Genomic DNA, 25,515 nt, shown 5'->3' with positions numbered 1-25,515 from the left:
CCGGATCGGGAGGTGGTCATCTGGTCTCTCCTTACAGGGGTGTTGCGCTTGCCTGCGGCTGGATGGAGGAGCGCGTGCGTCGTGCGGTGGTCGGGGCACGGTGGGGGTGGCGCTGCGCGCGGGGTTCGGGGGGCGGCGGGGCACCGGTGCGCGGGGGCGGGGCCGGGCGTCAGCACGGTGCGGCCGTTCGGGCGTGGGCCGAGGCCCTGGTCAGGGTGCGGGCGGCGTGGAGCAGCAGGGTCAGGGCCGCCGTCGCACAGATGAGGACGGGGACGGCGGCCGGGCCCCGGGCGGCCACCAGGGTCTCCACGGGGACGGCGAGGAAGCCGCAGCCGGGAAGGCGGCCCGCGAAGACGGTGGCGACGGCGAGCACCTCGGCCGCCGCGGCGGCGGTGAGGACGGCCGCCGGGGCGTGGGGGAAGCCGTGGACGGTGAGGAGGCGGGCGAGCAGGAGGAGCGCGCCCAGCGTGAGGGTGGCGGCGTAGCCGGCGGGCTCGCCCAGGGCCGCCGCGCAGAGGGCGGTCAGTACGGCGAGCGCGCACAGGTACAGGGTGAACGTGCCGAGCAGCAGCGGCCGTACGGAGGCGGCGAACTCCTCCAGGCCACGGCTGGTGTCCAGGCGGCGCCCGGCGCGCACGGCGAGGAGGCGGGCGCACCAGGCGGCCGGCGCGCAGGCCAGGGCGAGGGTGAGGAGGGGCGTGGCGGCGAGGGGCCAGGCGCCGTCCGCCGTGCCGGTGGGCGGGCCGTCGGGTCCGCCGGTGACGGCGGCGTGCAGCAGGCCGTCGCCGAGGGCCGCGTAGGCGAGCAGCCAGCAGGTCCAGGCTCCGGTGCGGTGGGGGCCGGGGCGGTTGCCGGCGCGGGGGCTCAGGGGGCCCCGGCGCAGGGTCGCGCGCAGGGCGAGGAGCACGGCGAGCACGCCCACGGCGACGACCAGGAGGCGGGTCCTCCCCTGGGTGAGGCGCAGGCCGCCGATCGTCGCGGCGCACAGGATGCCCGGCAGCAGGGTGAGCAGCGCCCGGTCCGGGCGAGGCCGCGGGAGGGCGGCGGGCACGGGGCGGGGAGGCGGGTCGCCGTCGCGGGGGACCCGGGCGTACATCTCCTCCGCGAGGGAGAAGACGTCCCGGTGCCGGAAGCGGGCGGCGGTGCGGTCGGTGACCCCGTGCGCCTCCAGGCCCGCCGCGATCTCCAGCGGGTCGACGGCCCGTTCGCACAGCTCGCGGTGCCGGTGCATCAGGGTCTTCACCGGGTCCACGGCGCCGCGCCGGGAAGTGGCGGGGCCGGCAGGCCCCGGGGCGTCGGCGGGGGCGTCCGCGCCGGAGCGCTCCTGTCCCCGGGGACCGGCGCCGGCGCCCGCGCGCACGCCGGCATGCGCGCCGCTGCCCGCGCCTCCCTCTCCCGCGGCCCACTCCCCCGACCGCGCGTCCCAGGCCCCACCGCTCTCCGGGGTCCCGGGCCGGTCCAGTTCACCGAGCCCGCTCATCGCGCCCCCTTCCCCGCGGAAACGGTGGGGACGGGCGAGACAGGGGAAACAGAGGAGACAGAAGAGGCAGGCGGGGAGGCGGAGGAGCAGTGCGGGACCGGAACGGCCGGCGAGGTCCCCCGCACCGGCGGCCCCGCCGCCCAGCCGGGTCCGCGCCGGGTGGCGGTGACCCGCGCCCCCAGGCCGGTCCACCGGCCGGGCAGCCAGGCCTCGGCCGGGACGGCGAACGGGAGGGGGTCCCCGGCATCGTCCAGGGCGAACCGGCGTACCGGGCTCCGCGAGACGATCTCCAGGTAAATGCCGTGAAATGCCGCGACGTTCTGCTCGACCGTGAACAGTTCCAGGGCGCGTGCGCGGGCGGCCGCGCCGAGGCGCGCACGGCGCTCGGGGTCGCGCAGCAGTGCCCCGCACGTCTCGGCGAGCGCCCGCGGGTTGCGCGGCGGGACGACGAGTCCGGTGCCGCCGATGACCTCGACCACCGCGCCGACGTCCGTCGACACGGTCGCCCGGCCGCAGAACATCGCCTCGGCCAGACCCACCGGGAACCCCTCCACGACGCTGGACAGCACGACGACGGCACCGGCGGCGTACGCCTCGGCGAGGGTGGGCACCTCGGGACCGCCGATCTCCTCGAAGGAGACCGGGTTGTCGCCGACGGCGTGGGGGCTCTCCGCCTCGTCGGGGAAGAGCTGCGCGGCCAGCATCCGGCAGTGGCCGAGGTAGGCGCGGCCCTCGGGCCCGGCCGGCGCGCCGATGATCCGCAGCCGGGCCCTGGGCTCCGTCCGGCGGATCTCCGCGAAGGCGTGCAGCAGGGACACCAGGTCCTTCGCGGGTTCCACCCGGCCGACCCAGACCAGCGTGTGCGGGTCGGCGCCGTCCGGGCCGTCGCCGACCTCGGCGAACCGATCGCTCTCCATGCCCGGGTGGACCGTGCGCAGCTTGGCGCGGTCGGCCCCGCAGCGCTCCTGCCAGCGGCGGGCGTGCGCGTTGCCGGGCGTGACGCACGCGGCCTGCCGGTACATCTCGGCGGCGAGCCGGCCGTGGAACGCGGCGAGCAGGGCACGTACGGCGGGGGCGCTCTCGCCGGAGGGCGCGTCGGGCGTTCCCGAGCCGAGGTAGTGGCTCCGCAGGCGTACCCCGTACTCGGTGACCAGCAGGGGCACGTCGAAGAAGTGCCCGGCCAGCAACCCGGGCAGCGCCGCGACGCCGCCGGACGCGGCATGGCAGAGGTCGACCGAGCCGAGGCCGCGGGGCGCGTCGCCACCGCCGTCCGCGTACCAGTCGAGCGACAGGGGGCGCAGTGCGCGTTCGAGGTGGGCGGCGACGGCGAGGAGATCGGGTACGCGTGCCTCCCGCGCCGCGCGCAGCGCGCCGGGCGCGCGGCAGGCGCGCTCCAGGGCGCGCACGGCGCCCTCCGAGCGGAGTGCCCCCACCAGTCCGCCCTCGTCGCGGGCCAGGTCGGCAAGGCCGTACAGCGCGCTGGCGAAACGGTCCGCCTGAGAAGCGGAGGCACCCTCGGATCCGTGCCCCTCGGTACTCCCCGGGGCGTCGGCCCCGCCGCTCTCGCACAGCGCGGCCGCCAGCTCTCCGTAGCACTCGGTGAAGCGCCGGCGCGCGCGCCTGCCGTAGGCGACGCCGTCGTCCTCGGCCGTCCACAGCGGTGCCGTCCGTACGCCGCCGACCTGCGGCGGAAGGGCGACCCAGCCCGCAGTCTCCTGGTGTGGGCCGCAGCTGAGCGCGTAGATGTCGAACTCGTGCTGCCCGAGCCCGCGCACGAGCCGGTCGCACCAGAGTCCGGCGTCACCGCTCACATACGGATAGCCACCCTCCGTCAGCAGTCCGATGCGCAACGCACGCACCCCCGATCTCCCGTTTGGGGAGCCGCCGTTGACCCGGCGGCTCGCAGCGGGAAGAACGTATGCGGACAAGAGGGTGGCGCGACGGACGGTTGTCCGTCGCACCACCAAAAGGGGTGAACGGACGTAACTTTCCCGTACGGTCGGCGTTCCGTCGCGCTAAGAGATCACCTGGATGCGAAACGTCACACCCGCACCGCCGCGCCCGGCCGCCACGGACACCAGGCCGCGGCGCGGCTCGTCAACTCTTCGGGTAGGCCCAGGGGTTGGGCAGACAGTGGACCCCGTCGTGGTCGAGGAACTTCGTCTGCTGCTGCATGACGGGCGCGAGGTCGCCGTCCTTGTCGCAGGTCACATGGTGGTGGCCGAGCCGGTGGCCGACCTCGTGGTTGATCAGCATCTGCCGGTACGCGTGGATGGCGTCACCGTAGGTGGTCGATCCCTGGGCCCACCGGTACGCGTTGATCATGACGCGTTCGGTGGCGGCCGAGTCGCAGGAGACGTTGTCCTCGGTGGTGTCCAGGCCGGACTTGGCACACCAGTCGGCGGTGGTGCCGGGGCTGGCGAGCGTGATGACGAAGTCGGGCTCGCCGGAGTGGATCCGCTCGAAGGTGCGCGCGCCGTCGTGCGCCCAGCTGCGGTCGTCGTTCAGGGTCTTCTGCACGGCCTGCGCGAAGAGCGCGCCGTCCAGCCCGAGACCCCGCTCCACGTCCACCCGATAGGTGAACTTCTGCCCCTTGCCGGGCGCCTTGTCGACGCCGGGGATCGCGTCGAACTTCCCCGATGCGTCGAGCTTGGCGCTGAGCGCGTACGTGGCGTCCATCTTCTGTTCGTACGTCAGCGTCACCGGGCGGCCCGACGCGGACGGGCTGGGCGCGGCGGACTCCAGGGCGTCCTGGGCACCCTGGGCCTTCTGGCCCCCCCGGTCGGCGGACTGCGACCGGACGGTGTCCTCGTCCCGCGTGTCGGTGACCTGCCCGGCCACCACGACGGCCAGCACGGTGGTGACGGCGGCGGCCGCGATACCGGTGAACGCCCGCCCCTTGGCGCCCTTCCCGGGCGCCGGCTCCCCGGTCGGCGGCGCCTCGTCGCCCTCCGGGCCGACACCGGCCGGGGCGGCCGCGGCGGCGCCCTCGTCCCACCCGGTGGGGGCGGCGTACGGGTCGGCCGCGACGGACGCGTACGGGTCCCCCGCGCGCGAGGGTGCGTACGGGTCGGCCGGGCGCGGCGGCGCGTAGGCGTCCCCCGCGCGCGCGGCGGCGTACGGCCGTCCCGCGCGCGTGAAGACGTCGTCGTCCTCCCCGAAGGCGTCGAGGTAGTCCTGGCGCGGCCCCTGCGGCGGCATCGGCCGCTGACGCGGTATCACGGGCTGCCCGGCGCCACCGGCCGGCCTGCCCCTCAACTCGCCCCAGCCGCCCCCGGACTCGCGCTGCTCGGGATGCCCGCCCCGCACCCGCGGAACACCGTGGGCGGGGGTGCCGTCGGGATACCGGGGCACTCCGCGCGCGGGCGTTCCGTCGGGAAGGCGAGGCACTCCGCGCGCGGGGGTGCCGTCGTAGTCGTAGGGCCGGGGCGGCGCGCCCGTCGGCCCGCCGCCCCGGGAAGCCCCACGAGGCGCCCCGTCGGCCCCCGCCGCGCCCCCGGATCCGCCCGACGCCCCGGATCCGGCGGATCCACCGGATGTACCGGATCCACCGGATGTACCGGAAGCGTTCTTGGGCGTGCTCTTGGGCGCCGGTCCACGCCGGCTGTGGCGTCCCACGTCCGCCTCAGCCCTTCGAGGCCGCGGACGCGGTCTCGGCGAGCAGTTCGCGGAACGCCGTGGCCACCGTCTCCGGGTACTCCATCATCGCCACGTGCCCGGCCTCGGGCAGGGTGAGCAGACGGGAGTCGCGGAAGGTACGGGCGGCCCGCTGGGCCATCCGGTAGCCGACGAGCTGGTCGCGGCCGCCGTAGACCAGGAGGGTCGGGGCGAGGACCCGCTCCGCCTGACGCCACAGTCCGTGCTGCCCGCCGAGCGTGTAGGCGCTGAGCAGTCCGCGGGTGGACCGCGTCAGCGCGTCCCAGAAGTACGGCAGCTGGAGTCGTCGCTCCAGCTCCTGCACCGCGTACCGGAAGGCCTCCGGGCCGACCCGCCCGGGATCGCCGTAGCAGAGCGCCAGGACGCCGCGGACGCGCTGTTCCGCCGTCCAGTCCCGGGTGAGCCGGCTGAAGAGCGCGGCCACGCCCGGCAGGCCGACCAGCCCGGTGGGCAGCGCGGTCCGCTGCACGCGCAGCTCGGGCAGCGCGGGCGAGACCAGGGTCAGGGTCCGCACGAGATCGGGCCGTACGGCGGCCACCCGTGTCGAGACGGCGCCGCCGAGCGAGTTGCCGACGAGGTGGACGGGGCCGCGGTCGGCCGCGTCGAGGTAGCGGATCACGGCACGCGCGTGTGCCGTGATGGAGTACGTGCCGTCGTCCGGCGGCGGGGAGTCGCCGAAGCCGGGCAGGTCGACGGCCTCGCTCTCCACCACGCCGTCGAGCAGTGCCATCATCGCGGACCAGTTCTGCGAGGAACCGCCGAGGCCGTGCACGAACAGCGCGGGCGCGAGCCCCTCGCGCGCGGGCGGCCGGGAACGGACCGTCAGCGTGGTGCCGGGCAGCCCGACCGACCGGAGTCGCTCCCCCTCCGCGACCCGGACGGCGACCGCCTTCGGCAGCACACTGGTGGGCGGCACGGAGGGCAGCTCGGTCGAAGACATGCGGGCAATGTTACGAGACGATCACGCCGAGCCTTACGTGTTCGGCGTCACAGGCGTGGGGCGGGTGGGGTGGAGACCGGAGCGAATCGGGGGGCTCATCGCATAGCGCCCGAAACGGGTGTCTCCTAGGCTCGTACCGAGGGCACCCGCTTGTGGCCCCTGCACGTTTCAGGGACGTTCGTAGGAAGGGAGCCCATCATGGCCGTTGATCCCACCGACCCCGGGACGTTCGAGGAGGACGACGACTTCGGGGACATCGACGTCGAGACACCGGAGAGCGAGGCCGCCGAGCAGTACGCGGACATCGCGCCGGAGCGTGACGACCCCCTGGAGGACGTGGACCCCGCCCGGGCGAACGAGGCGGACCTCGTCGAACAGGCTCGTGTCGTCTCGCTCGACGAGGACGACTACCGCTGACGACCGGGTGACCGGAGCGGCGCGGTGAGCAGGAGCGGGGCCGCATTTTGCCCGGACCGACCCACTTAAAACCTTCTGTACTACTTTCGTGATCGTCCGGTCCGTGAAATTCTGCGCTCTCACCGCGCACAGCACGGTTACCGAAAAGTACGATGGCCGCGCGGCGCACACCGCAAGTGGACGACTTTGGGAGGCGGCGTGACAGCCATCGAGCAGACAGAGGCGGCGCGCCCGCGAGGTACGCGCCTGCCGCGCCGTGCCCGACGGAACCAGCTGCTGGGCGCCGCCCAGGAAGTCTTCGTGGCGCAGGGCTACCACTCGGCCGCCATGGACGACATCGCCGAGCGGGCCGGCGTCAGCAAGCCCGTGCTCTACCAGCACTTTCCGGGCAAGCTCGACCTCTACCTGGCCCTGCTGGACCAGCACTGCGAGTCGCTCATCCAGGCCGTGCGCGGTGCGCTCGCGTCGACGACCGACAACAAGCAGCGCGTCCGCGCGACCATGGACGCCTACTTCGCGTACGTCGAGGACGACGGCGGCGCCTTCCGCCTGGTCTTCGAGTCGGACCTGACGAACGAGCCCGCGGTCCGCGAGCGCGTCGACAAGGTCACCACCGAGTGCGCCGAGGCGATCTGCGAGGTCATCGCCGAGGACACCGGTCTCTCGCGCGCGGAGTCGATGCTGCTCGCCTCCGGACTGGGCGGCCTGGCGCAGGTCGTGGCCCGCTCCTGGCTGCACAGCGACCGCAGTGTCCCGCGCGACCAGGCGGTGCAACTGCTGGCCTCCCTGGCGTGGCGCGGCATCGCCGGTTTCCCGCTGCACGGCACCGAACAGCACTGACGGGGACCGCGTCGCTGGTTTGTTCCCGTCCGCTGTTCGCTCCTGGCGTGGACGGCCGCGCGGTGTACGTCCCCTCACCGGGCTAATGTGTGCAGCGTACGGCGCGGACGCCCGCGCACTCAGTGACCGTCGGAGGGACATAGCCGTGGAGGTCAAGATCGGCGTGCAGCACGCGCCCCGCGAGATCGTTCTGGAGAGCGGTCAGACTCCCGAGGAGGTCGAGCGCGTGGTGGCCGAGGCACTGGCCGGCAAGTCGCAGCTGCTCAGCCTCGTGGACCAGCACGGCCGCAAGGTCCTGGTGCCGGCCGACCGCCTGGCCTACGTGGAGCTGGGCGAGCCCGCCCCGCGCAAGGTGGGCTTCGGCGCGCTGTAGACACACGCATCGGACGAAGGGGCCCGACGGTCGTCATGACCGCCGGGCCCCTTCGTCGTGTTCACGCACGGACGCGGCACGTTCACCCACGGAGCACAGGTCCTCCACGGGGAGGATTGCATTCCGCAGGTCACGGGTATGACGGGCTACGACCTTGGTGCACCGCCCCGCCGTCCGGGAGGGACCCCTACATGATCTTGGAAGCGCTCGGCTCCGCTGTGCTCGGTCTCGCCCTCGCGTGGGCGGCACTGCACCGTCTTTCGCACCGCCTGCCGTTGCGCCCCCTCGTCCTGGCGACGGGCGTCGCCGGAGCCCTGTTCGGTGACTTCGTCACCCACAGCGCGCTGGGCCCCGGCACCCTCCTGGTCAGCCTGATCGGAGCGGCGGTGGTCTCCGCCGCGTCCCTCTCCCTGCTGCTGCGCCCGGCCGGCCACTTCCGTCGCCGATCGGCCCCGGCCCAGGTCTGAGGCCGACGGCACCACGACGCACCGGCGGCATCGCGGCACCCCGCCGCCGGCACCACGACACCGCGCCGCCGACATCACGGCACCGCACCGCCCGTCGCCACCGCGACGCCGTCACAGCGCGAGAGCGCGACAGCGCCGCGGTACCGCGCCGCACCGCTCGGCGACAGCCCCGACTACGCGGCCAGCCCCAGCGCCGCCATCCGCTTGGTGTGCGCCTCGGTGATCCGGGAGAACATCCGACCGACCTCGGCGAGGTCGAAGCCGTCCGCGACACCGCCCACGAGCATCGTCGACAGCGCGTCCCGGTCCGCGACCACCCGCTGGGACTGCGACAGCGCCTCGCCCATCAGCCGGCGCGCCCACAGCGCGAGCCGTCCGCCCACGCGCGGGTCCGCGTCGATCGCGGCGCGCACCCGGTCCACGGCGAAGCCCGCGTGCCCGGTGTCGTCGAGCACGGCGATCACCAGGGCGCGGCTGTCGGTGTCCAGGCGCACCGCGACCTCGCGGTAGAAGTCGCTGGCGATCGAGTCGCCGACGTACGCCTTGACCAGGCCCTCCAGCCAGTCCGAGGGGGCCGTCTGCCGGTGGAAGCCGTCGAGCGCGGCGACGAACGGCTCCATCGCCAGGGTGGGCTGCTCGCCGATCTCGGTGAGCCGGTCGCGCAGCCGCTCGAAGTGGTGGAACTCGGCGGACGCCATCTTCGCCAGCTCGGCCTTGTCGTCCAGCGTGGGCGCCAGCTTGGCGTCCTCCGCGAGCCGCTCGAACGCCGCCAGCTCGCCGTACGCGAGGGCGCCGAGCAGGTCCACGACCGCGGCCCGGTACTGCGGATCGGCGGAGGCCTGCGCCCAGTCCTGGGCGGCGATGCCGGTGGGTGCGGCGGACTCCGCGGACTCGGCGGACTCCGCGGGCTCGTCGGACGCGTTGTCAGGCTTGTCAGAGGTCGTCATGAAGCGCACAATAGCCCGCCCGCCGCGCGGCGGAAGTCCCTGGTCAATACGTGTGGCCTGGACGACGCGAGGGACCGGGCCCGGCACTGTGACAACCACAACGTGACCGGATCGGCCATCGCATGTGCGTGATTCCAGGGTATGGTGGTAATGCGCCTGCCGAATATTCGACGGGCCGCACGTATGAGGATGCCCGGTCGGTGGCCCGATCGGCTCCGACCCGACAGCCCTCCCTGACCGTACGGCCCATCGCGTACGACGACCGGAGGGAACCCCTCAGCGGTACGAGAGCTAGAGCGTCGGCAGTGGTCCCCGTGTCATACGGCTTGCCTTGACGGCAACCCGTACGGCCGCCGACGTCCCCCGGCACGGTCCGTCAAACGACCCCCGCGCTCGCCTCGCACCGCGTACACAGAAGAGGCAGCACCCTGACTACGTTCCGAGAGCTCGGAATCCTTCCCGAGACCGCCGAGGCCCTTGAGGCCGTCGGCATCATCACCCCCTTCCCCATCCAGGAGATGACGCTCCCCGTGGCCCTGACGGGCACGGACGTCATCGGCCAGGCCAAGACCGGCACCGGCAAGACGCTCGGCTTCGGCCTCCCGCTCCTCGAGCGTGTCACCGTCCCCGCCGACGTCGAGGCCGGCCGCGCGAAGCCCGAGGACCTCACCGACGCCCCGCAGGCGCTCGTCGTCGTCCCCACGCGCGAGCTGTGCACCCAGGTCACCAACGACCTGCTGACCGCGGGCAAGGTGCGCAACGTGCGCGTCCTCGCCATCTACGGCGGCCGGGCCTACGAGCCCCAGGTCGAGGCCCTCAAGAAGGGCGTCGACGTGGTCGTCGGCACCCCGGGCCGCCTGCTGGACCTCGCGGGCCAGAAGAAGCTCGACCTCAAGCACATCAAGTCCCTCGTCCTGGACGAGGCCGACGAGATGCTCGACCTGGGCTTCCTGCCCGACGTCGAGAAGATCATCAACATGCTGCCGGCACGCCGCCAGACCATGCTGTTCTCGGCGACCATGCCGGGCGCGGTCATCGGTCTCGCCCGCCGCTACATGTCGCAGCCCACGCACATCCGCGCCACCGCGCCGGACGACGAGGGCGTGACCGTCGCGAACATCTCGCAGCACGTGTACCGCGCGCACAACATGGACAAGCCCGAGATGGTCGCGCGGATCCTCCAGTCCGAGGGCCGGGGCCTGGCCATGGTCTTCTGCCGCACCAAGCGCACCGCGGCCGACCTCGCCGACCAGCTCCAGCAGCGGGGCTTCGCCTCCGGCGCGGTCCACGGCGACCTCGGCCAGGGCGCCCGCGAGCAGGCGCTGCGCGCCTTCCGCAACGGCAAGGTGGACGTCCTCGTCTGCACCGACGTCGCCGCCCGCGGCATCGACGTCGAGGGTGTCACCCACGTCATCAACTATCAGTCCCCCGAGGACGAGAAGACGTACCTGCACCGCGTCGGCCGTACCGGTCGCGCGGGTGCCAAGGGCATCGCGATCACCCTCGTCGACTGGGACGACATCCCGCGCTGGCAGCTCATCAACAAGGCGCTGGAGCTCAACTTCAACGACCCGCCGGAGACGTACTCCACCTCCCCGCACTTCTTCGAGGAGATGAACATCCCCGCGGGCACCAAGGGTGTCCTGCCGCGAGCGGAGCGCACCCGCGCCGGGCTCGACGCGGAGGAGCTGGAGGACCTCGGCGAGCCGGGCGGCCGCGGTGCACGCGGCGGTCGCGGTGGCCGGGGCGAGCGGAACGACCGAGGCGGCCGGGGCGAGTCCCGTTCCGCCGACCGCGAGCGGGCGGCCCGTACGCCGCGCCGCCGTCGCCGTACGCGCGGCGGAGCGGTCCTCGACGGGGCACCGGAGCAGGCCGGCACCGCCGCGCCCGTGGCCGAGTCGACGCCCGTGACCGAGGAGGCCGGCACCTCGCGCACCCCGCGCCGCCGGCGCCGTACGCGCAACGGGGCGGCACCCGAGGCGGCGGCCGTTGTGGCGGCTGTCACCGAGTCCGTCGCCCCCGAGGCGGCGGAAGCGGCCGTGACGACGGCCGAGGGCCCGGCCCTCGACCTTCCGGAGACCGCGAAGGCCCCGGCCAGGCCGCGCCGCCGCCGTACCCGCAGGAGCGGGGAGGCCGCGCCGGCCCAGCCGACCGCCGCCGAGACGGCCGTCGACACGGTCGCCGTCGTCGACACGCCGGAGGTCGTGGAGCCCGCTCCGCGCCGCCGCACCCGCAAGGCGACGGCTCCGGCCGAGACCCCCGCGGTCGTCGAGACGCCGGAGGCCCCCGCGGCCGAGGCCGAGGCCGAGCCCAAGGCGCCGCGCCGTACCCGCAAGGCGGCCGTGGCGGCCGTCGACACGGCGGAGGCCGTCGAGGCCAAGCCGCGCCGCACCCGCAAGGCCGCCGCCCCGGCCCCGGCCGAGACGGCCGCCGCCGAGACCGCGGTCGACACGGCCGAGGCCACCGAGGCCAAGCCCCGCCGCCGCACCACCCGCAAGGCCGTCCAGGCCCCGGAGACGGCCGCGACGGCCACCGCCACGGCCGACATCCCGGCCCAGGCCACGCAGGAGCCGGAGGCGGCGGTCAAGCCGCGCCGCACCCGCAAGACGGCCGCCACGGCCACGACGGCCGCCGCCGAGACCGCGGTCGACACGGCCGAGGGCACGGAGGCGGCGGTCAAGCCCCGTCGCACCCGCAAGACGGCTGCTGCGGCCGAGACGGCCGTGGACACGGCGGAAGCCACCGAGGCCAAGCCCCGCCGCACGCGCAAGACGGCCGCGGCGGTCGTCGAGGCCCCGGAAGCGGCCGAGGCCGAGCCCAAGCCGCGCCGGACGCGCAAGACGGCGGCCACGGCCGCGGTCGACACGGCCGAGGGCACGGAGGCGGCGGTCAAGCCCCGTCGCACCCGCAAGACGGCCGCGACGGCCGCGACCGCCACGGCGGAGGCGGACACCGCCGCCGAGGTCACGGAGGCGAAGCCGCGCCGTACCCGCAAGGCGGCCGTGGCGGCCGTCGACACGGCGGAGGCCGCCGAGGCCAAGCCGCGCCGCACCCGCAAGACCGCCGCGACGGCCACCGCCACGGCCGACATCCCGGCCCAGGCCACGCAGGAGCCGGAGGCGGCGGTCAAGCCGCGCCGCACCCGCAAGACCGCGGCCACCGCCACGGTGGCGTCCGACGCGGTCGAGGAGCCGAAGCCGAGGGTGCGCCGCACCCGTAAGGCGACGGCCGCCGCGGAGCCCACGGACGGCTGATCGACCGGCAGCACGACCCGACGGCCCGGCCCCTCCCCCCGGAGGAGCCGGGCCGTCGGCGTACGCGCCGCGGGCACCCGCCGCAGCGCCCCCGGCCCCCGTTACCCGGCTGTGCCGCTGCCGGTAGCCTCGGCACGTGACCAGGCCGACCAGCAGCACCTCGACCCCGTTCCCCCCGCCCGCCGGCGCCCGCGCGTACCCGCTGCGGACCGCGCGGGGCGAGTTCGCCGTCGTCGACTCGCCCGTGGCCGCCGGTGTCGAGCCGCGCGGTGTCGCGCTGCTGCTGCCGGGGTTCACCGGCAGCAAGGAGGACTTCCACCTGCTGCACGAGCCCCTCGCGGCACGCGGTTACCGGACCGTCGCCGTGGACGGCCGCGGGCAGAACGAGAGCGACGGTCCGGCCGAGGACGAATCCCCTTACGCGCGGGCCGAGTTGGCGCTGGACGTGCTGGCGCAGGCGGCCGCCCTCGGCACCGGGCTGCACCTGGCCGGGCACTCGCTCGGCGGCCAGATCTCCCGTGCCGCCGTGCTGCTCGACCACTCCCCGTTCGCCTCGTTCACCCTGGTCGCGTCGGGGCCCGCCGAGATCTCCGAGTCCCAGAAGCAGCGGGTGAAGCTGCTGCACGACGCGCTCGCGGTGATGACGATGCCGCAGGTGTGGGAGGCGATCCTGGCGATGGGCCCGCCGGAGGAGGTCGGCGGTCCGGCGCGCGGCTTCGGCACCCCGGAGCAGCTGCATCTGCGCTGGCTGAACCACAAGCCCGCCCAACTCCTGGCCACGGGGCGCCAGTTGTGCGCCGAGCCGAACCGGGTCGAGGAACTGGCCGCCGTCCCGCTGCCGTTCCACGTCCTGTCGGGCGCCCGCGACGACACCTGGCCGGTGACGCTCCTGGACGAGATGGCCGTACGGCTGGGCGCGCACCGCAGCGTGATCCCGGGTGCCGAGCATTCGCCGAACCTGGACCGGCCCGAGGCGACGGCCGCCGCCCTCGCGGACTTCTGGGACGACCCGGCGGCACACCAGGACCTGTCCGGCAGGTCCTAGTACTGCGTCTGCACGTGCTCCCAGAAGCCGTCCCGCAGGGCGCGCCGGAGGTCGGCCTGGCCGCGCAGGGAGTACTGGAGCAGTCCCTCGGCCTCCACGAGGAGGTCCTGGTCGACGGATCCCGGCAGATACGGGTGGCCCGGCAGCAGCTCGACGAGGGCCTCGCGGCCGCGCGCCGCGAGCCACTTCGCGGCGATCTGCGCGCCGACGAAGCGGACGTCCTCGCGGGTGGGCCGGTTGGTGCCGGTCGCGTCGTAGGCCTGGGCGGTGCGGCGGGCGACGTACGGCTTGAAGAAGTCGAGGTCGAGGGTGCGCTGGCTGTCGACCTCCCAGAGCAGCGGTTCGGCCTGGTTGCGGCCCTCGGGGGCCTCGATGCCCCAGAGGTGGACACGGGCGCCGTACCCCTGGGCGGCCTCCACCGCCGAGACGAGGTCCTCGTCACCGCCGAGGAGCGCCGCGTCGCTGATGGCGCGGTGCCGGGCCAGTGACTCCAGGTCGGTCCGGATCAGCGAGTCGACGCCCTTCTGCTGGTTGTTGGCGTTGAGGTTTCCCAACCGGACCTTGACGTCGGGGAGTTCGGCGATGGACTGCTGCTCGGCGGTGTGGATGCGGCGGCGGGCGCCGTCGTACCAGTAGACGCGCAGCAGTCTGCTGTCCGCGAAGATCGTGCGGGCGCGGTCGATGAGGGCCTCGATGAGGCCCTCGGCGTCCAGGTCGAACGCTCTGCGGTCCTCGGTGCCGGCGATGAGCCGCCCCGCGGCCGCGTAGAGATACCCCGCGTCGACGAAGATCGCATGGGTCGAGGGCGTCTTGGCCACCTCGGCGAGCATGCGCGTCAGGAGTTCGTTCGTACGGTCGATGCGGGCGGCGAGGGCCGCGTGGTCGTCGTTCATCGACTCCATTGTCCCGGCGGTCACGCTGTGAACACAACCGATCCCGTTCAGTCTCCGCAGAGTCCCTTACTCGTCAGTAATTAGTCGTTCGAAAAATTTCTTTAGCGTAGGGAATGTTTGTAACACGCACCCCGTTGACTCCTCATGTAGCAAGCAATCCTCCAGGAGGATGACCAGACGAAGGGAGAAGCGATGCGCTTCGAAATCATGCGACTCGACGACGTCGACGGCACGCCCGTGGACAGCACCGTCGTGGACGCCGCCTCCGTCAACCGGATCGTTCAGCAGGCCGCCGCCATCGGGCAGCGGCTGTGGATCCGTCCGGCCGACTCCACGGCCTCGTAACACCACGAGCCCTCGGCACATCACACTTCAGAGCCCCGTACGGCGACGAACGCCGTACGGGGCTCTGCGTGTGCCCGGGGACTCCGCGCCAGGGACTCAGCTCCCCCGGATCACCTGGGTGACCCCGTTGATGATCTGCTGCACGGCGATCGCGGAGAGCATCATGCCCGCGAGCCGGGTCACCAGGACCACGCCGCCGTCCTTGATGACGCGGATGATCAGCAGCGAGTAGCGCATCACCAGCCACAGCACGACATGAATGGCCAGGATCGCCGCCCACACCGACACCTGGCCGGCGACACCGTCGGCCTTCTGCACGGCGAGGATGACAGACACGATCGCGCCGGGACCGGCCAGCAGGGGCATGCCCAGCGGCACGAGCGCCACGTTCACGTCCTTGGTCTGCTTCGGCTCGTCGGTCTTGCCGGTGAGCAGGTCGAGGGCGATCAGCAGGAGCAGCAGCCCGCCCGCGATCATCAGGGCGGGCACGGAGACATGCAGGTAGTCGAGGATCTGGTGGCCCAGGAGCCCGAAGACGGCGATGACACCGCCCGCCACGCACACGGCCTGGAAGGCCATCCGCTTCTGCACCTTGGCGGGGCGCCCGGCGGTCAGCGCGAGGAAGATCGGGGTGATCCCGGGGGGATCCATGATGACGAAAAGGGTCAGGAAGAGGGAGCCGAAGACGGCGACGTCGAACATCAGTGCAGAGGCCTTGCAGGAAAGAGGGTGAAGGGGGACGCCGAGGTGGTGAGGCTCAGGCTCCGCCGGTCCCGGGCACCGGGAACGCACCGGTCGCACGCCGGGTGATCTCCCCGTACACCTCGGGGTCGGTCGTGTACTCGCCGAGCACACAGGTCTTGCGGCTGCCGTGGTAGTCCGAGGAACCGGTGACCAGCAGCCCCAGATCGGCGGCGAGCCCGCGCAGCCGCGCGCGCGTGGCCTCGTCGTGGTCCATGTGGTCGACCTCGATGCCGTCGAGTCCGGCGGTGGCCATCTCGGCGATCACGGCCTCCGGGACGGTACGGCCGCGCTTGCTCGCGCCCGGGTGCGCGAAGACGGTGACCCCGCCCGCGCCCTTGACCAGCCGGATCGCCTCGAACGGGTCGGTCTCGTGCTTCGCGACGTGGGCCCGGCCGCCGTCGGCAAGCCAGTCCTGGGTGAACGCGTCGCTCACGGTCGGTACGACACCCAGCTCGACGAGCGCGGTGGCGACATGCGGCCGGCCGACGGACCCGTCCCCCGCGATCCGCTCCACCTGTTCCCAGGTGACCGGCACGCCCAGCTCCTGGAGCCGGGCGACCATCCCTCGCGCCCGCGGCACCCGGTCGTCCCGCACCAGCTCCCGCTCGGCGAGCAGCGCGGGCTCCTCGGGGTCGAACAGGTAGGCCAGCATGTGCAGGGAGACGCCGTCGACCCGGCAGGACAGCTCGGCCCCGGTGACCAGCGTCAGCCCGGCCGGCAGCGCGCCGATCGCCTCGGCGTGTCCGCGGGTGGTGTCGTGATCGGTCAGCGCCATGACGTCCAGCCCGGCGGCGGCGGCGTTGCGCACCAGCTCGGCCGGGGTGTCCGTACCGTCGGACGCCGTGGAGTGGCAGTGCAGATCGATACGCACGACGCGGACTCCCAGCGGGGACGGGGTGGACGGGACGCTTCAGCATAGCGGCAATTCGAACGCCCGATGTCACACCTGAAAGTGGGGTGCACCCCCTACAGGCGCCTCCCGCGGAAGCCCTCGCGGAAGCCCTGGCGGGCACCCCGCACCGGCACCCTCTCCGGGCGCCGCGCACTGGCACCCCTCCGGGCGCCGCACACCCGACACCCCCTCCGGGCGCCGCGCACGGCGGGCACCCGGCGCCGACGCCCTCGCCCTCGCCCTACGGCTTGAGCAGGCGCGGCGACAGCGCCCCGCAGGGCACCAGCTCCACCTCCGCCCCCGCGTCCCGCAGGTCCGTCAGCACCAGCTCGTCGTACATCAGCAGTCCCGACTGCTCGGGCCAGACCACCGCCCACAGCCACAGCCCCAGCGCCTCACCGGCGAAGACCGCCCGGTCGTCCGGGGTCGCGGAGACATGCCACAGCGGTGTCGGCCGGCCGGCGGCGAGCACCTTGGCCTGCGGCGGTTTCTCGACGCTCAGGTACGGGCCCGGGTCCGGACCGTCGACGCCCGCGTACCGCGCGCCGAGACCGACGCCCAGTTCCTCCGCGACGAGGATCAGCTCGCCCATGCCGCCGAGCGGACCGGGTCCGGAGCAGGCCACGGCGGTGGCGCGACCGCCGCTGCGGTCGTCACCGGCGTACGTCACGCCCGTGAACAGCCAGCCCACCGGCAGGGGCCACGGCATCCACACGGGCACCTGCGTGCGGTGCACCACCACACCGAGGGCCTCGACGCTGGGCGGGATCACGGGCTGGAGTGGATGCACCGTCCCGTGCGCATCGCACTGCCAGGAGTCGGAGAAGAGTCCGGGAGCCCTGACCCGGCCACCACACTTCGGGCAACTGGGTTCGCCCCTCATAGAGCCCCACGGTCCTACCCGAGCCCGCCCACGTCAAGGACGATCACCCGTCCGGACGGAACCGGTTCACCCCTCGACCGCAACAACCCCGCACCCGCGACCCCCTCGTGGGCCCCACCGGCCAAAACTAGATGCACCTTGCATTAATTAGACGACCTAACTTACTGTGTGCATATACCAACCATCTGCCGGAGCGAGTGAGCCGGAGTGAGCGAGGGAGCGGAACCATGGACCCGTTCGACGAAGGAGCACGCGGCCTCCTGCGACAGCCCGGGGCGGTCTGGGCCACCGCCGGCGCCTCGGTCGTCGCCTTCATGGGCATCGGCCTGGTCGACCCGATCCTGCCGTCGATCGCCCGCGGCCTGGACGCCACGCCCGGCCAGGTCTCCCTGCTCTTCACCTCGTACTTCCTGATCACCGCGTTCGCGATGCTGCTGACCGGCTGGGTCTCCAGCCGCATCGGCGGCCGCCGGACCCTGCTGCTCGGGCTCGCCCTCGTCGTGGTCTTCGCGGGCCTGTCGGGCACCTCGGGCTCGGTCGCCGAACTCGTCGGCTTCCGCGCGGGCTGGGGTCTGGGCAACGCCCTCTTCGTGTCGACCGCGCTCGCCGTCATCGTCGGCGCGGCGGCCGGAGGCAGCGCGGCCGCCATCCTGCTGTATGAGTCCGCCCTCGGCCTCGGCATGGCGTGCGGGCCGCTGCTGGGCGCGCTGCTCGGCGACGCCAGCTGGCGCTACCCCTTCTTCGGCACCGCGGCCCTGATGGCGATCGGCTTCCTGTGCATCACGGTGTTCCTGAAGGAGCAGCCGAAGCCCGCGCGCAGGACCTCGCTGCTCGACCCGCTCAAGGCGCTCGGTCACGGCGGGCTCGCCTCCGTCGCCGCCTCGGCGTTCTTCTACAACTACACGTTCTTCACCGTGCTGGCCTTCACGCCGTTCGTGCTGGACATGTCGCCCTACAGGTCGGGGGCGGTGTTCTTCGCCTGGGGCCTGCTGCTCGCGGTGTTCTCCGTGCTCGTGGCGCCGCGGCTCCAGCAGCGGTTCGGCTCGCTGAAGGTGCTCGGCGGCTCACTGGTGCTGCTCGCGGCCGACGTGCTCGTCCTCGGCTACGGCGACCACACCACGGCGGTCGTCTGCACGGTCCTGTCCGGTGCGTTCATCGGCGTGAACAACACCGTCTACACCGAGTTGGCGCTCGGCGTGTCCGACGCCCCGCGTCCGGTGGCCAGCGCGGGCTACAACTTCGTGCGCTGGTTCGCGGCGGCGGCCGCGCCCTTCTTCGCGCCGAGGATCGAGGAATGGACCGACGTCCACGTCCCGTTCGTCGTCGCCGCGGCCACCGCGCTCGCCGGCGCCGCCGTGGTCGTCGTACGGCGCAGGGCACTTGTGGCCGAGGCCGCGGAGGCGGCGCCGCGGCGCACGGCCGAGGACTCGGTCACCGTCTTCGCCAACTGACGGTTTTCAGCCACCGGTTGGTGACATCAGTCACTCCAGCGGGACGGACCGCCGGGACGGGTCCCGCAGGTCCGTCCCGTTCGTCAGCCACCGCTCCTGGAGGGCCTGGGCGCCGTGCACCCGCTTCCAGGCGGCCTCGTTCGGGGTCATGGGCAGCAGCGGCAGGAAGCGGACCGGGTCGAGCGGCTCGTCCAGCTCCAGGTCCGCCACCAGACCGCCCGGCTCGGCGACCAGCACCGAGGTGAACGGGGCGCCCGGCCACAGGGGTCCACCGACGTCGAGGGAGGCGCCGGGGGCCACCACCACACCCTCGACCTGCGGGGAAGCGGCGAGGACGGCGAGCGGGCGGAGCACCTTGTCGGTCTCGGCGAGCCCGCCGCGGACGGAGATGACCAGCTCGGCGCGGGGCCCCTTGACCGGGTCGGCGAGCATCGCGGTGGGATCCGCCATCGGCTGCGCGGACATGCCGAGCGTGGCGTAGCGGACGATGTCGCCCTCCTGGAAGCGGAGCACCTCGATGCGGTCCGTGCCCAGGAACGTGACCGCCGCGCGGGCGTCCGGCTCACCCAGCGCGGTGCGCAACCGGGCCTCGACAAGGGGAAGAACATCAGCCATGCCGCGAGCATAGAACTCGTCAGTACCGGGCAAAGCAGCGCCTTGACACTTCAGTCGGCTGATACTCTTGGCCGGTGGTTCGGGGCAGCACGCAGAAGCGTCGCGATCTTGCCTCGACGCCGATGGGACTCCCTTACGAGGGACCGGCTGGAGGAGGTGGGGCTGTCATGGATCGAAGTCACCCGTGCAGTACCACTCGCTCTTCCCGCCGCTGACACAGCTGCTCCGGCTTCTGGGCCCCCGGCTGGTCGCCACCTCTCGCGCTCGTCTTCACTCGGAATGCGGAAGAGCACTTCGTTTCGTTTTACCTGATCTGTCTGATCTGAATCAGTAGCGAAGTTCGCCACCGCAACGGTGCGGTGCTCCCCGCTTTGTGGACGTGCCAAACATCCGCAGTCAGGACGTCCTCATTCCGGGTAGTTCCACCCGTCGCAACGGCCTTTCGTTGCCCGACGCGAAGGAGCCTGCCATGTCGATGATCCGCGACCTGCGAGCCGTGGTCCGTCCCGCCCGTCCGTCCCTGCGCAAGGGCGGCGTCCGCATGGACACCGGCCCGTACGACACCACCCGCGACCCCGCGACCCCGTCGGCCGTCGTCGACTGCGCCGTCTACCGGGGCGGCTCGCGCATGGAGTTCACGCACCCGCTGACCCCGCAGGAGGCCATGCGCCAGGTGCGGCGCGACGGCGGTTTCGTGTGGATCGGGCTGCACGAGCCGACCGAGGCCGAATTCGCCGGTATCGCGAGCGAGTTCGGGCTGCACCCGCTGGCCGTGGAGGACGCGGTGCAGGCCCACCAGCGCCCCAAGCTGGAGCGGTACGACGACTCCCTCTTCACCGTCTTCAAGACGATCCACTACATCGAGCACGACCGGCTCACCGCCAACAGCGAGGTCGTGGAGACCGGTGAGGTCATGTGCTTCACCGGCAAGGACTTCTTCATCACCGTCCGGCACGGCGGCCAGGGCTCGCTGCGCGCGCTGCGCCACCGCCTCCAGGACGACCCGGAGCTGCTCGCCAAGGGCCCCTCCGCGGTGCTGCACGCCATCGCCGACCATGTCGTCGACGGCTACATCGCGGTCGCCGACGCCGTACAGGACGACATCGACGAGGTGGAGACCGAGGTCTTCTCCCCGGGCCGCAAGGGCACCCCGCGCGGTACCGACGCCGGCCGGATCTACCAGCTCAAGCGCGAGGTGCTGGAGTTCAAGCGGGCCGTCTCCCCGCTGCTGCGCCCCATGCAGCTGCTGAGCGAGCGGCCGATGCGGCTGGTCGACCCCGACATCCAGAAGTACTTCCGGGACGTGGCCGACCACCTGGCCCGCGTCCAGGAGCAGGTCATCGGCTTCGACGAGCTCCTCAACTCGATCCTCCAGGCCAACCTCGCGCAGGCCTCCGTCGCGCAGAACGAGGACATGCGCAAGATCACGTCCTGGGCGGCCATCATCGCCGTACCGACGATGGTGTGCGGGGTCTACGGCATGAACTTCGACTACATGCCGGAGCTGCACTGGAAGTTCGGCTACCCCGTGGTCATGTCGGTGATGGTGGGCATGTGTGTCGGCATCCACCGGACGCTCAAGCGCAACGGCTGGCTGTGAAGGAAGGGCGCCTGGATAGGCTGGGCGGCATGACAAGCGAGCTGCTCGACCAGGCCCTCGTCGAGGAGGCCACCAAGAAGTCCGGCCTCATCTGGGTCCGGGGCGCCGGGGAACCGGCGGCGCGGGTGCTGTGGCACGTGTGGCACGAGGGCGCGGCCTGCGTCCTCGGCGACGGCCCCGGCGAGCAGCCGCTGCCCGGACTGACCGACGGCGGCTCGGCCGAGGTCACCGTGCGCAGCAAGGACAAGGGCGGCCGGCTGGTCGCCTGGACCGCGAAGGTCGTCCAGCTCGCGCCCGGCTCCCCCCAGTGGGAGGCGGCCGTCGGCGAGCTGAAGGGCAAGCGGCTGAACGCGCACGACGGCGAGGCCATGCCCGAGCGCTGGGCGCGCGAGTGCCGGGTGGTGCGGCTGGAGCCGGTGCCGGGCGTACTGCCGCTGCCCGACGGCGACCTGGCCGCGGCCCCGCTGCCGTCACCGGCCACGACCCGCCGGCCGATGCCCGCGGGACTGCCGAAGCTGCTCCTGAGGAGAAAACGGCGCGGGTAGGGCCTGTCGTCCTCGTCCGGACCAGGTCGCTGGGTACGGCCGTGGGTCAGGACGTCGGCAGCTGCTTGCCGTAGTCCACCGTCTCGCCCTCGGCGGGCTCCTTCAGGGCGAAGTCCTTGCCCCAGGAGGAGAAGCTGAGGGTGCCCGCGCCGCCGCCGCGCACCAGGCGCAGCGGGTACGGCTCGCCCTCCAGGGAGACGTCCAGCGTGCCGCCGGAACCGCCGTCGCCGGTGATACGGATCGTGCGCACCCCGGACTGCTCGTGGTGCCCGTCCGTCTTCACCGACCCGTGCAGGGTCAGCAGACCGTCGAGGAGGAGGTCCTTGTCCGTGAAACCGCTGAACTTCTTGTACGAGGCGTCCCCCGTCGGCACCTTCACGTACTTGCCGTCGAGCTTGTCGGCGGCCGCCTTGTCCGCGCCGGCGTCGCCGGACTCGCCGTCCTCGTGCTTCCAGAACGCCGCGTCGGCCTTCAGGTACAGCGCCTCGCCGACCCGCAGCAGATGGAAGGTGCTGCCCTCCGCGGTCACCGACCCGGTGCCGCCGTCCGCCTTCAGCCGCATGTCGAGCGTGTACGTCTTCCCGCTGGTGACCACGGTCCCCGCCAGCCGCACGGCGTCCACGGAACCGGCGGCCTTCCTCGTCTTCGACTGGATCTCCTGCGCGGACAGTTTGCCCACGCCGTTCGTCCCCGCGTCCGGATCCTCGCTGCATCCCGTCGCTCCCAGGCCCACGACCAGTGCGCACAAGGTGCTCACCAACGCGGCCCGGCGGGTACGGCCCTGGGGAATCGCAGTCACAGAGAAGGCTGCCTTTCTGCGGGGGTGTGCTGAGCGGCGTACGGCAGCGTACCGGGGTCCGGGAGCGCGAACGGAGCCAGTCCGTCCGGAGCGCTCACCAGGGCGTATCCGATCGGGACGGGCTAGCCTGAAGCCCGCAGGAGCGGGCAATCCGGATAAGGAACCCAGCACCGCAGCACGCAAAAGGAAGCAGGGAACCACAGCCATGGCAGCCGGCGTCCCCCGGATCTTCGTCTCGCACCTCTCCGGCGTGCCCGTCTTCGATCCGAACGGCGATCAGGTGGGCCGGGTGCGGGACCTGGTCGCCATGCTGCGCGTCGGCCGTCGGCCACCGCGGCTGCTCGGGCTCGTCGTCGAACTGTCCACCCGGCGCCGTATCTTCCTGCCCATGACCCGCGTCACGAGCATCGAGTCCGGCCAGGTCATCGCCACCGGCGTGTTCAACGTCCGCCGCTTCGAGCAGCGGCCCACCGAGCGCCTCGTCTTCGGCGAACTGCTCGACCTGCGGGTCACCCTCGTCGAGACCGGCGAGGAGGTCACCGTGCTGGACCTGTCGGTGCAGCAGCTGCCGGCCCGCCGGGACTGGGAGATCGACCGGGTCTTCGTGCGCAAGGGGAAGAGGGCGAGCGCCTTCCGCCGGGCGCGGGGCGAGACGCTGACCGTCGAGTGGTCGGCGGTCACCGGGTTCTCCCTGGAGGAGCACGGACAGGGCGCCGAGAGCCTGCTCGCCACCTTCGAGCAGCTGCGCCCCGCCGACCTCGCCAACGTGCTGCACCACCTGTCCGCCAAGCGGCGCGCCGAGGTCGCCGCCGCCCTCGACGACGACCGGCTGGCCGATGTCCTGGAAGAGCTGCCGGAGGACGACCAGATCGAGATCCTCGGCAAGCTGAAGGAGGAGCGCGCCGCGGACGTCCTGGAGGCCATGGACCCCGACGACGCGGCCGACCTGCTCGCCGAGCTGCCCGAGGCGGACCAGGAACGGCTGCTGAGCCTGATGCAGCCCGAGGACGCGGCCGACATGCGGCGCCTGATGTCCTACGAGGAGCACACGGCCGGCGGTCTGATGACGACCGAGCCGATCGTCCTGCGGCCCGACGCGACCGTCGCCGACGCCCTCGCGCGGGTCCGCAACCCCGATCTCTCCCCCGCCCTCGCCGCCCAGGTCTACGTCTGCCGCCCGCCCGACGAGACACCCACCGGCAAGTACCTCGGCACGGTGCACTTCCAGCGCCTGCTGCGCGAACCGCCGTACACGCTGGTCAGCGCGGTCCTCGACGACGACCTCCAGGCGCTCGACCCGGAGGCCGCGCTGCCGGTCGTCGCCGGGTTCTTCGCCACGTACGACATGGTCGCGGCGCCCGTGGTGGACGAAGCGGGGTCGCTGCTCGGCGCGGTGACCGTGGACGACGTCCTCGACCACATGCTGCCGGAGGACTGGCGGGAGACGGAGTTCCACCTGGACGAGGAGACCGCCGACGGCGCGGAGGTGGCTCCGCATGGCTCCTGAGCGCGAGACCGCCCGCGAACGGACGCCCTCCGGCGCGACGGCCACCGGCCGCCCGCGCGTCCGGCTCGACCAGCCGCGCCCGCCGCGCCGCCGGCTGGTGCCCGAATGGGACCCGGAGGCCTTCGGCCGGCTGTCGGAGCGCATCGCGCGGTTCCTGGGCACCGGGCGGTTCATCGTCTGGATGACGATCGTCATCATCCTGTGGGTGGTGTGGAACGTCTTCGCGCCGGGCGACCTGCGGTTCGACAACTACCCGTTCATCTTCCTGACCCTGATGCTGTCCCTCCAGGCGTCCTACGCGGCCCCCCTGATCCTGCTCGCGCAGAACCGGCAGGACGACCGCGACCGCGTCAACCTCGAACAGGACCGCAAGCAGAACGAGCGGTCCATCGCGGACACCGAGTACCTGACCCGGGAGATCGCCGCCCTGCGGATGGGCCTCGGCGAGGTCGCCACCCGCGACTGGATCCGCTCCGAGCTCCAGGACATGCTCAAGGAGCTGGAGGAACGCCGGGACGGCCACCCGCGGCACGGCGGTCATACCGTATTCCCGGCAGATCGGTCGTCGGGACGTGACGCAGACGACCGCTGAGGGGCTGGCCGCTTGCCCCGGTGGGCGCCGTACCATCGTCCTTATGGCTAGCGAAGACGCGGTGCGCGAGGCACTGGCGACGGTGAACGACCCCGAGATCAACCGGCCCATCACCGAGCTCGGGATGGTCAAGTCGGTGGAGATCGGTGCGGACGGAGCGGTCGCGGTCACCGTGTACCTGACGGTCTCCGGCTGCCCGATGCGCGAGACGATCACGCAGCGCGTGACCGACGCGGTCCAGGCGGTCGAGGGCGTCACGCGCGTCGACGTCACGCTGGACGTCATGAGCGACGAGCAGCGCAAGGAGCTGGCGAGCGCCCTGCGCGGCGGCCAGACCGAGCGCGAGGTCCCGTTCGCCAAGCCCGGAAGCCTCACCCGGGTCTACGCGGTCGCGTCCGGCAAGGGCGGCGTCGGCAAGTCGTCGGTGACGGTGAACCTCGCCGCCGCGATGGCGGCCGACGGCCTCAAGGTGGGCGTGGTCGACGCCGACATCTACGGCCACAGCGTGCCGCGGATGCTGGGCGCGGACGGCCGTCCCACCCAGGTCGAGAACATGATCATGCCGCCGTCGGCGAACGGCGTGAAGGTCATCTCCATCGGCATGTTCACCCCGGGCAACGCCCCGGTCGTCTGGCGCGGCCCGATGCTCCACCGCGCGCTCCAGCAGTTCCTGGCGGACGTGTACTGGGGCGACCTGGACGTCCTCCTGCTCGACCTCCCGCCGGGCACGGGCGACATCGCGATCTCCGTCGCCCAGCTGGTCCCGAACGCCGAGATCCTGGTCGTGACGACCCCCCAGCAGGCGGCGGCCGAGGTCGCCGAGCGGGCGGGCTCCATCGCCGTCCAGACGCACCAGAAGATCGTCGGTGTGGTCGAGAACATGTCCGGCCTGCCCTGCCCGCACTGCGACGAGATGGTCGACGTCTTCGGCACGGGCGGCGGCCAGTCGGTCGCCGACGGCCTGACCCGCACGACGGGCGCGACCGTCCCGGTCCTCGGCAGCATCCCGATCGACGTCCGGCTGCGCGAGGGCGGCGACGAGGGCAAGCCGGTCGTCCTCACCGACCCCGACTCCCCCGCGGGCTCCGCGCTGCGGGCGATCGCGGGCAAGCTGGGCGGCCGCCAGCGCGGCCTGTCGGGACTGTCCCTGGGGATCACCCCGAAGAACAAGTTCTAGGAAGAACACGCTCCGGCGCTACGCCCATGAGGGTGCCCACCTCCGGGAGGGC

General features: G+C 72.9%; 24 protein-coding genes. 13 read left to right on the top strand and 11 right to left on the bottom strand.

Translation table 11 applies throughout. The annotated features are described in order from the left end of the window. Positions 1–169 precede the first annotated feature (169 nt). From IE275_RS05795 to IE275_RS05780, 4 genes are all read right to left on the bottom strand, one after another. Positions 170–1,480 carry a hypothetical protein gene (locus IE275_RS05795; RefSeq protein ID WP_189708216.1) on the bottom strand — a complete coding sequence of 437 codons (1,311 nt, stop codon included), beginning with the start codon at positions 1,478–1,480 and terminating at the stop codon, positions 170–172. Then, positions 1,477–3,330 carry a DUF3492 domain-containing protein gene (locus IE275_RS05790; protein ID WP_189708741.1) on the bottom strand — a complete coding sequence of 618 codons (1,854 nt, stop codon included), beginning with the start codon at positions 3,328–3,330 and terminating at the stop codon, positions 1,477–1,479. Before IE275_RS05790 ends, IE275_RS05795 begins: the two co-directional genes overlap by 4 nt. A 247-nt stretch (positions 3,331–3,577) precedes the next feature. After that, complete coding sequence (locus tag IE275_RS05785) at positions 3,578–5,098, bottom strand: DUF3152 domain-containing protein (protein WP_189708215.1); 1,521 nt, start codon at positions 5,096–5,098, stop codon at positions 3,578–3,580. Between the two features lie 7 nt (positions 5,099–5,105). Beyond that, positions 5,106–6,077 (bottom strand): alpha/beta fold hydrolase, encoded by a 972-nt coding sequence (locus tag IE275_RS05780; protein WP_189708213.1) that lies wholly within the window; start codon positions 6,075–6,077, stop codon positions 5,106–5,108. A 198-nt stretch (positions 6,078–6,275) separates the two neighbouring features. Here IE275_RS05780 and IE275_RS05775 point away from each other — a divergent pair, with 198 nt between their 5' ends. The 4 genes from IE275_RS05775 (at position 6,276) to IE275_RS05760 (ending at position 8,174) form a co-directional block, all read left to right on the top strand. Beyond that, a complete protein-coding gene (locus IE275_RS05775) occupies positions 6,276–6,494 on the top strand; it encodes a hypothetical protein (protein WP_189708211.1) in 219 nt (72 codons plus the stop codon). A 198-nt stretch (positions 6,495–6,692) separates the two neighbouring features. Beyond that, complete coding sequence (locus tag IE275_RS05770) at positions 6,693–7,334, top strand: TetR/AcrR family transcriptional regulator (protein WP_189708209.1); 642 nt, start codon at positions 6,693–6,695, stop codon at positions 7,332–7,334. Positions 7,335–7,479: 145 nt separating this feature from the next. Then, entirely contained in the window at positions 7,480–7,707 is a 228-nt protein-coding gene (locus tag IE275_RS05765) for a DUF3107 domain-containing protein (RefSeq protein WP_030784015.1), read from the top strand. 191 nt (positions 7,708–7,898) lie between these two features. After that, positions 7,899–8,174 (top strand): hypothetical protein, encoded by a 276-nt coding sequence (locus IE275_RS05760; RefSeq protein ID WP_189708207.1) that lies wholly within the window; start codon positions 7,899–7,901, stop codon positions 8,172–8,174. Between the two features lie 173 nt (positions 8,175–8,347). On the opposite strand, the gene IE275_RS05755 is transcribed toward IE275_RS05760, so the two are convergent. Beyond that, entirely contained in the window at positions 8,348–9,130 is a 783-nt protein-coding gene (locus IE275_RS05755; RefSeq protein WP_189708205.1) for a ferritin-like fold-containing protein, read from the bottom strand. Between the two features lie 509 nt (positions 9,131–9,639). Between IE275_RS05755 and IE275_RS05750 the strand changes: the two genes are divergently transcribed. Both IE275_RS05750 and IE275_RS05745 read left to right on the top strand, forming a co-directional pair. After that, positions 9,640–12,375, top strand: a complete 2,736-nt coding sequence (locus IE275_RS05750) for a DEAD/DEAH box helicase (RefSeq protein ID WP_189708203.1) — start codon at positions 9,640–9,642, stop codon at positions 12,373–12,375. Positions 12,376–12,511: 136 nt separating this feature from the next. Then, the gene (locus tag IE275_RS05745) at positions 12,512–13,420 is read left to right on the top strand and encodes an alpha/beta fold hydrolase (RefSeq protein WP_189708201.1); all 909 of its coding nucleotides are present in this window, start codon (positions 12,512–12,514) and stop codon (positions 13,418–13,420) included. On the opposite strand, the gene IE275_RS05740 is transcribed toward IE275_RS05745, so the two are convergent. Then, on the bottom strand, positions 13,417–14,322 hold the full coding sequence (locus IE275_RS05740) for an NYN domain-containing protein (protein WP_189708739.1): 906 nt from the start codon (positions 14,320–14,322) through the stop codon (positions 13,417–13,419). The two genes, IE275_RS05745 and IE275_RS05740, sit on opposite strands and share 4 nt — an antisense overlap. A gap of 183 nt (positions 14,323–14,505) precedes the next feature. On the opposite strand from IE275_RS05740, the gene IE275_RS05735 reads away from it, so the two are divergent. After that, the gene (locus tag IE275_RS05735; RefSeq protein WP_106983652.1) at positions 14,506–14,658 is read left to right on the top strand and encodes a DUF8834 family protein; all 153 of its coding nucleotides are present in this window, start codon (positions 14,506–14,508) and stop codon (positions 14,656–14,658) included. Positions 14,659–14,754: 96 nt separating this feature from the next. On the opposite strand, the gene IE275_RS05730 is transcribed toward IE275_RS05735, so the two are convergent. From IE275_RS05730 to IE275_RS05720, 3 genes are all read right to left on the bottom strand, one after another. Beyond that, a complete protein-coding gene (locus tag IE275_RS05730) occupies positions 14,755–15,360 on the bottom strand; it encodes a MarC family protein (protein ID WP_189708199.1) in 606 nt (201 codons plus the stop codon). Positions 15,361–15,415: 55 nt separating this feature from the next. Next, complete coding sequence (locus tag IE275_RS05725) at positions 15,416–16,273, bottom strand: PHP domain-containing protein (protein WP_189708198.1); 858 nt, start codon at positions 16,271–16,273, stop codon at positions 15,416–15,418. Between the two features lie 262 nt (positions 16,274–16,535). Beyond that, positions 16,536–17,177 (bottom strand): DUF6758 family protein, encoded by a 642-nt coding sequence (locus IE275_RS05720; RefSeq protein WP_189708196.1) that lies wholly within the window; start codon positions 17,175–17,177, stop codon positions 16,536–16,538. 227 nt (positions 17,178–17,404) lie between these two features. Between IE275_RS05720 and IE275_RS05715 the strand changes: the two genes are divergently transcribed. Next, complete coding sequence (locus IE275_RS05715; protein ID WP_189708194.1) at positions 17,405–18,628, top strand: MFS transporter; 1,224 nt, start codon at positions 17,405–17,407, stop codon at positions 18,626–18,628. Between the two features lie 30 nt (positions 18,629–18,658). Here IE275_RS05715 and IE275_RS05710 read toward each other — a convergent pair whose 3' ends face one another. Beyond that, the gene (locus IE275_RS05710) at positions 18,659–19,243 is read right to left on the bottom strand and encodes a suppressor of fused domain protein (protein ID WP_189708192.1); all 585 of its coding nucleotides are present in this window, start codon (positions 19,241–19,243) and stop codon (positions 18,659–18,661) included. Between the two features lie 469 nt (positions 19,244–19,712). Between IE275_RS05710 and IE275_RS05705 the strand changes: the two genes are divergently transcribed. Together IE275_RS05705 and IE275_RS05700 are read left to right on the top strand one after the other, a co-directional pair. After that, positions 19,713–20,843: a magnesium and cobalt transport protein CorA gene (locus IE275_RS05705; RefSeq protein ID WP_189708190.1), complete on the top strand. Its 1,131-nt coding sequence runs from the start codon at positions 19,713–19,715 to the stop codon at positions 20,841–20,843. A 29-nt stretch (positions 20,844–20,872) separates the two neighbouring features. Further along, positions 20,873–21,388 (top strand): hypothetical protein, encoded by a 516-nt coding sequence (locus IE275_RS05700; protein ID WP_189708188.1) that lies wholly within the window; start codon positions 20,873–20,875, stop codon positions 21,386–21,388. A gap of 46 nt (positions 21,389–21,434) precedes the next feature. On the opposite strand, the gene IE275_RS05695 is transcribed toward IE275_RS05700, so the two are convergent. After that, a complete protein-coding gene (locus IE275_RS05695; protein WP_189708186.1) occupies positions 21,435–22,187 on the bottom strand; it encodes a hypothetical protein in 753 nt (250 codons plus the stop codon). Between the two features lie 205 nt (positions 22,188–22,392). Between IE275_RS05695 and IE275_RS05690 the strand changes: the two genes are divergently transcribed. From IE275_RS05690 to IE275_RS05680, 3 genes are read left to right on the top strand one after another with little or no spacing between them, the layout of a single operon-like run. Then, the gene (locus tag IE275_RS05690) at positions 22,393–23,694 is read left to right on the top strand and encodes a magnesium transporter MgtE N-terminal domain-containing protein (protein ID WP_189708184.1); all 1,302 of its coding nucleotides are present in this window, start codon (positions 22,393–22,395) and stop codon (positions 23,692–23,694) included. Beyond that, positions 23,684–24,286 carry a DUF1003 domain-containing protein gene (locus IE275_RS05685; RefSeq protein ID WP_189708183.1) on the top strand — a complete coding sequence of 201 codons (603 nt, stop codon included), beginning with the start codon at positions 23,684–23,686 and terminating at the stop codon, positions 24,284–24,286. The genes IE275_RS05690 and IE275_RS05685 overlap by 11 nt, the downstream gene beginning before the upstream one ends. A gap of 43 nt (positions 24,287–24,329) precedes the next feature. Beyond that, positions 24,330–25,463: an Mrp/NBP35 family ATP-binding protein gene (locus IE275_RS05680; RefSeq protein WP_189708181.1), complete on the top strand. Its 1,134-nt coding sequence runs from the start codon at positions 24,330–24,332 to the stop codon at positions 25,461–25,463. Positions 25,464–25,515: the final 52 nt, after the last annotated feature.

It is taken from the genome of Streptomyces phaeofaciens (assembly GCF_014648915.1).
Classification (GTDB): domain Bacteria; phylum Actinomycetota; class Actinomycetes; order Streptomycetales; family Streptomycetaceae; genus Streptomyces; species Streptomyces phaeofaciens.
This window is presented reverse-complemented; position numbering and strand designations above follow the sequence as displayed.

Bases quoted from the DNA above. Each gene is read 5' to 3' on its own strand.
- IE275_RS05735 (WP_106983652.1), top strand. From the start codon at position 14,506: ATGCGCTTCGAAATCATGCGACTCGACGACGTCGACGGCACGCCCGTG.
- IE275_RS05740 (WP_189708739.1), bottom strand. From the start codon at position 14,322: ATGGAGTCGATGAACGACGACCACGCGGCCCTCGCCGCCCGCATCGAC.
- IE275_RS05710 (WP_189708192.1), bottom strand. From the start codon at position 19,243: ATGGCTGATGTTCTTCCCCTTGTCGAGGCCCGGTTGCGCACCGCGCTG.
- IE275_RS05705 (WP_189708190.1), top strand. From the start codon at position 19,713: ATGTCGATGATCCGCGACCTGCGAGCCGTGGTCCGTCCCGCCCGTCCG.
- IE275_RS05690 (WP_189708184.1), top strand. From the start codon at position 22,393: ATGGCAGCCGGCGTCCCCCGGATCTTCGTCTCGCACCTCTCCGGCGTG.
- IE275_RS05780 (WP_189708213.1), bottom strand. From the start codon at position 6,077: ATGTCTTCGACCGAGCTGCCCTCCGTGCCGCCCACCAGTGTGCTGCCG.
- IE275_RS05775 (WP_189708211.1), top strand. From the start codon at position 6,276: ATGGCCGTTGATCCCACCGACCCCGGGACGTTCGAGGAGGACGACGAC.
- IE275_RS05685 (WP_189708183.1), top strand. From the start codon at position 23,684: ATGGCTCCTGAGCGCGAGACCGCCCGCGAACGGACGCCCTCCGGCGCG.
- IE275_RS05760 (WP_189708207.1), top strand. From the start codon at position 7,899: ATGATCTTGGAAGCGCTCGGCTCCGCTGTGCTCGGTCTCGCCCTCGCG.
- IE275_RS05680 (WP_189708181.1), top strand. From the start codon at position 24,330: ATGGCTAGCGAAGACGCGGTGCGCGAGGCACTGGCGACGGTGAACGAC.
- IE275_RS05715 (WP_189708194.1), top strand. From the start codon at position 17,405: ATGGACCCGTTCGACGAAGGAGCACGCGGCCTCCTGCGACAGCCCGGG.
- IE275_RS05720 (WP_189708196.1), bottom strand. From the start codon at position 17,177: ATGAGGGGCGAACCCAGTTGCCCGAAGTGTGGTGGCCGGGTCAGGGCT.
- IE275_RS05700 (WP_189708188.1), top strand. From the start codon at position 20,873: ATGACAAGCGAGCTGCTCGACCAGGCCCTCGTCGAGGAGGCCACCAAG.
- IE275_RS05750 (WP_189708203.1), top strand. From the start codon at position 9,640: ATGACGCTCCCCGTGGCCCTGACGGGCACGGACGTCATCGGCCAGGCC.
- IE275_RS05795 (WP_189708216.1), bottom strand. From the start codon at position 1,480: ATGAGCGGGCTCGGTGAACTGGACCGGCCCGGGACCCCGGAGAGCGGT.
- IE275_RS05730 (WP_189708199.1), bottom strand. From the start codon at position 15,360: ATGTTCGACGTCGCCGTCTTCGGCTCCCTCTTCCTGACCCTTTTCGTC.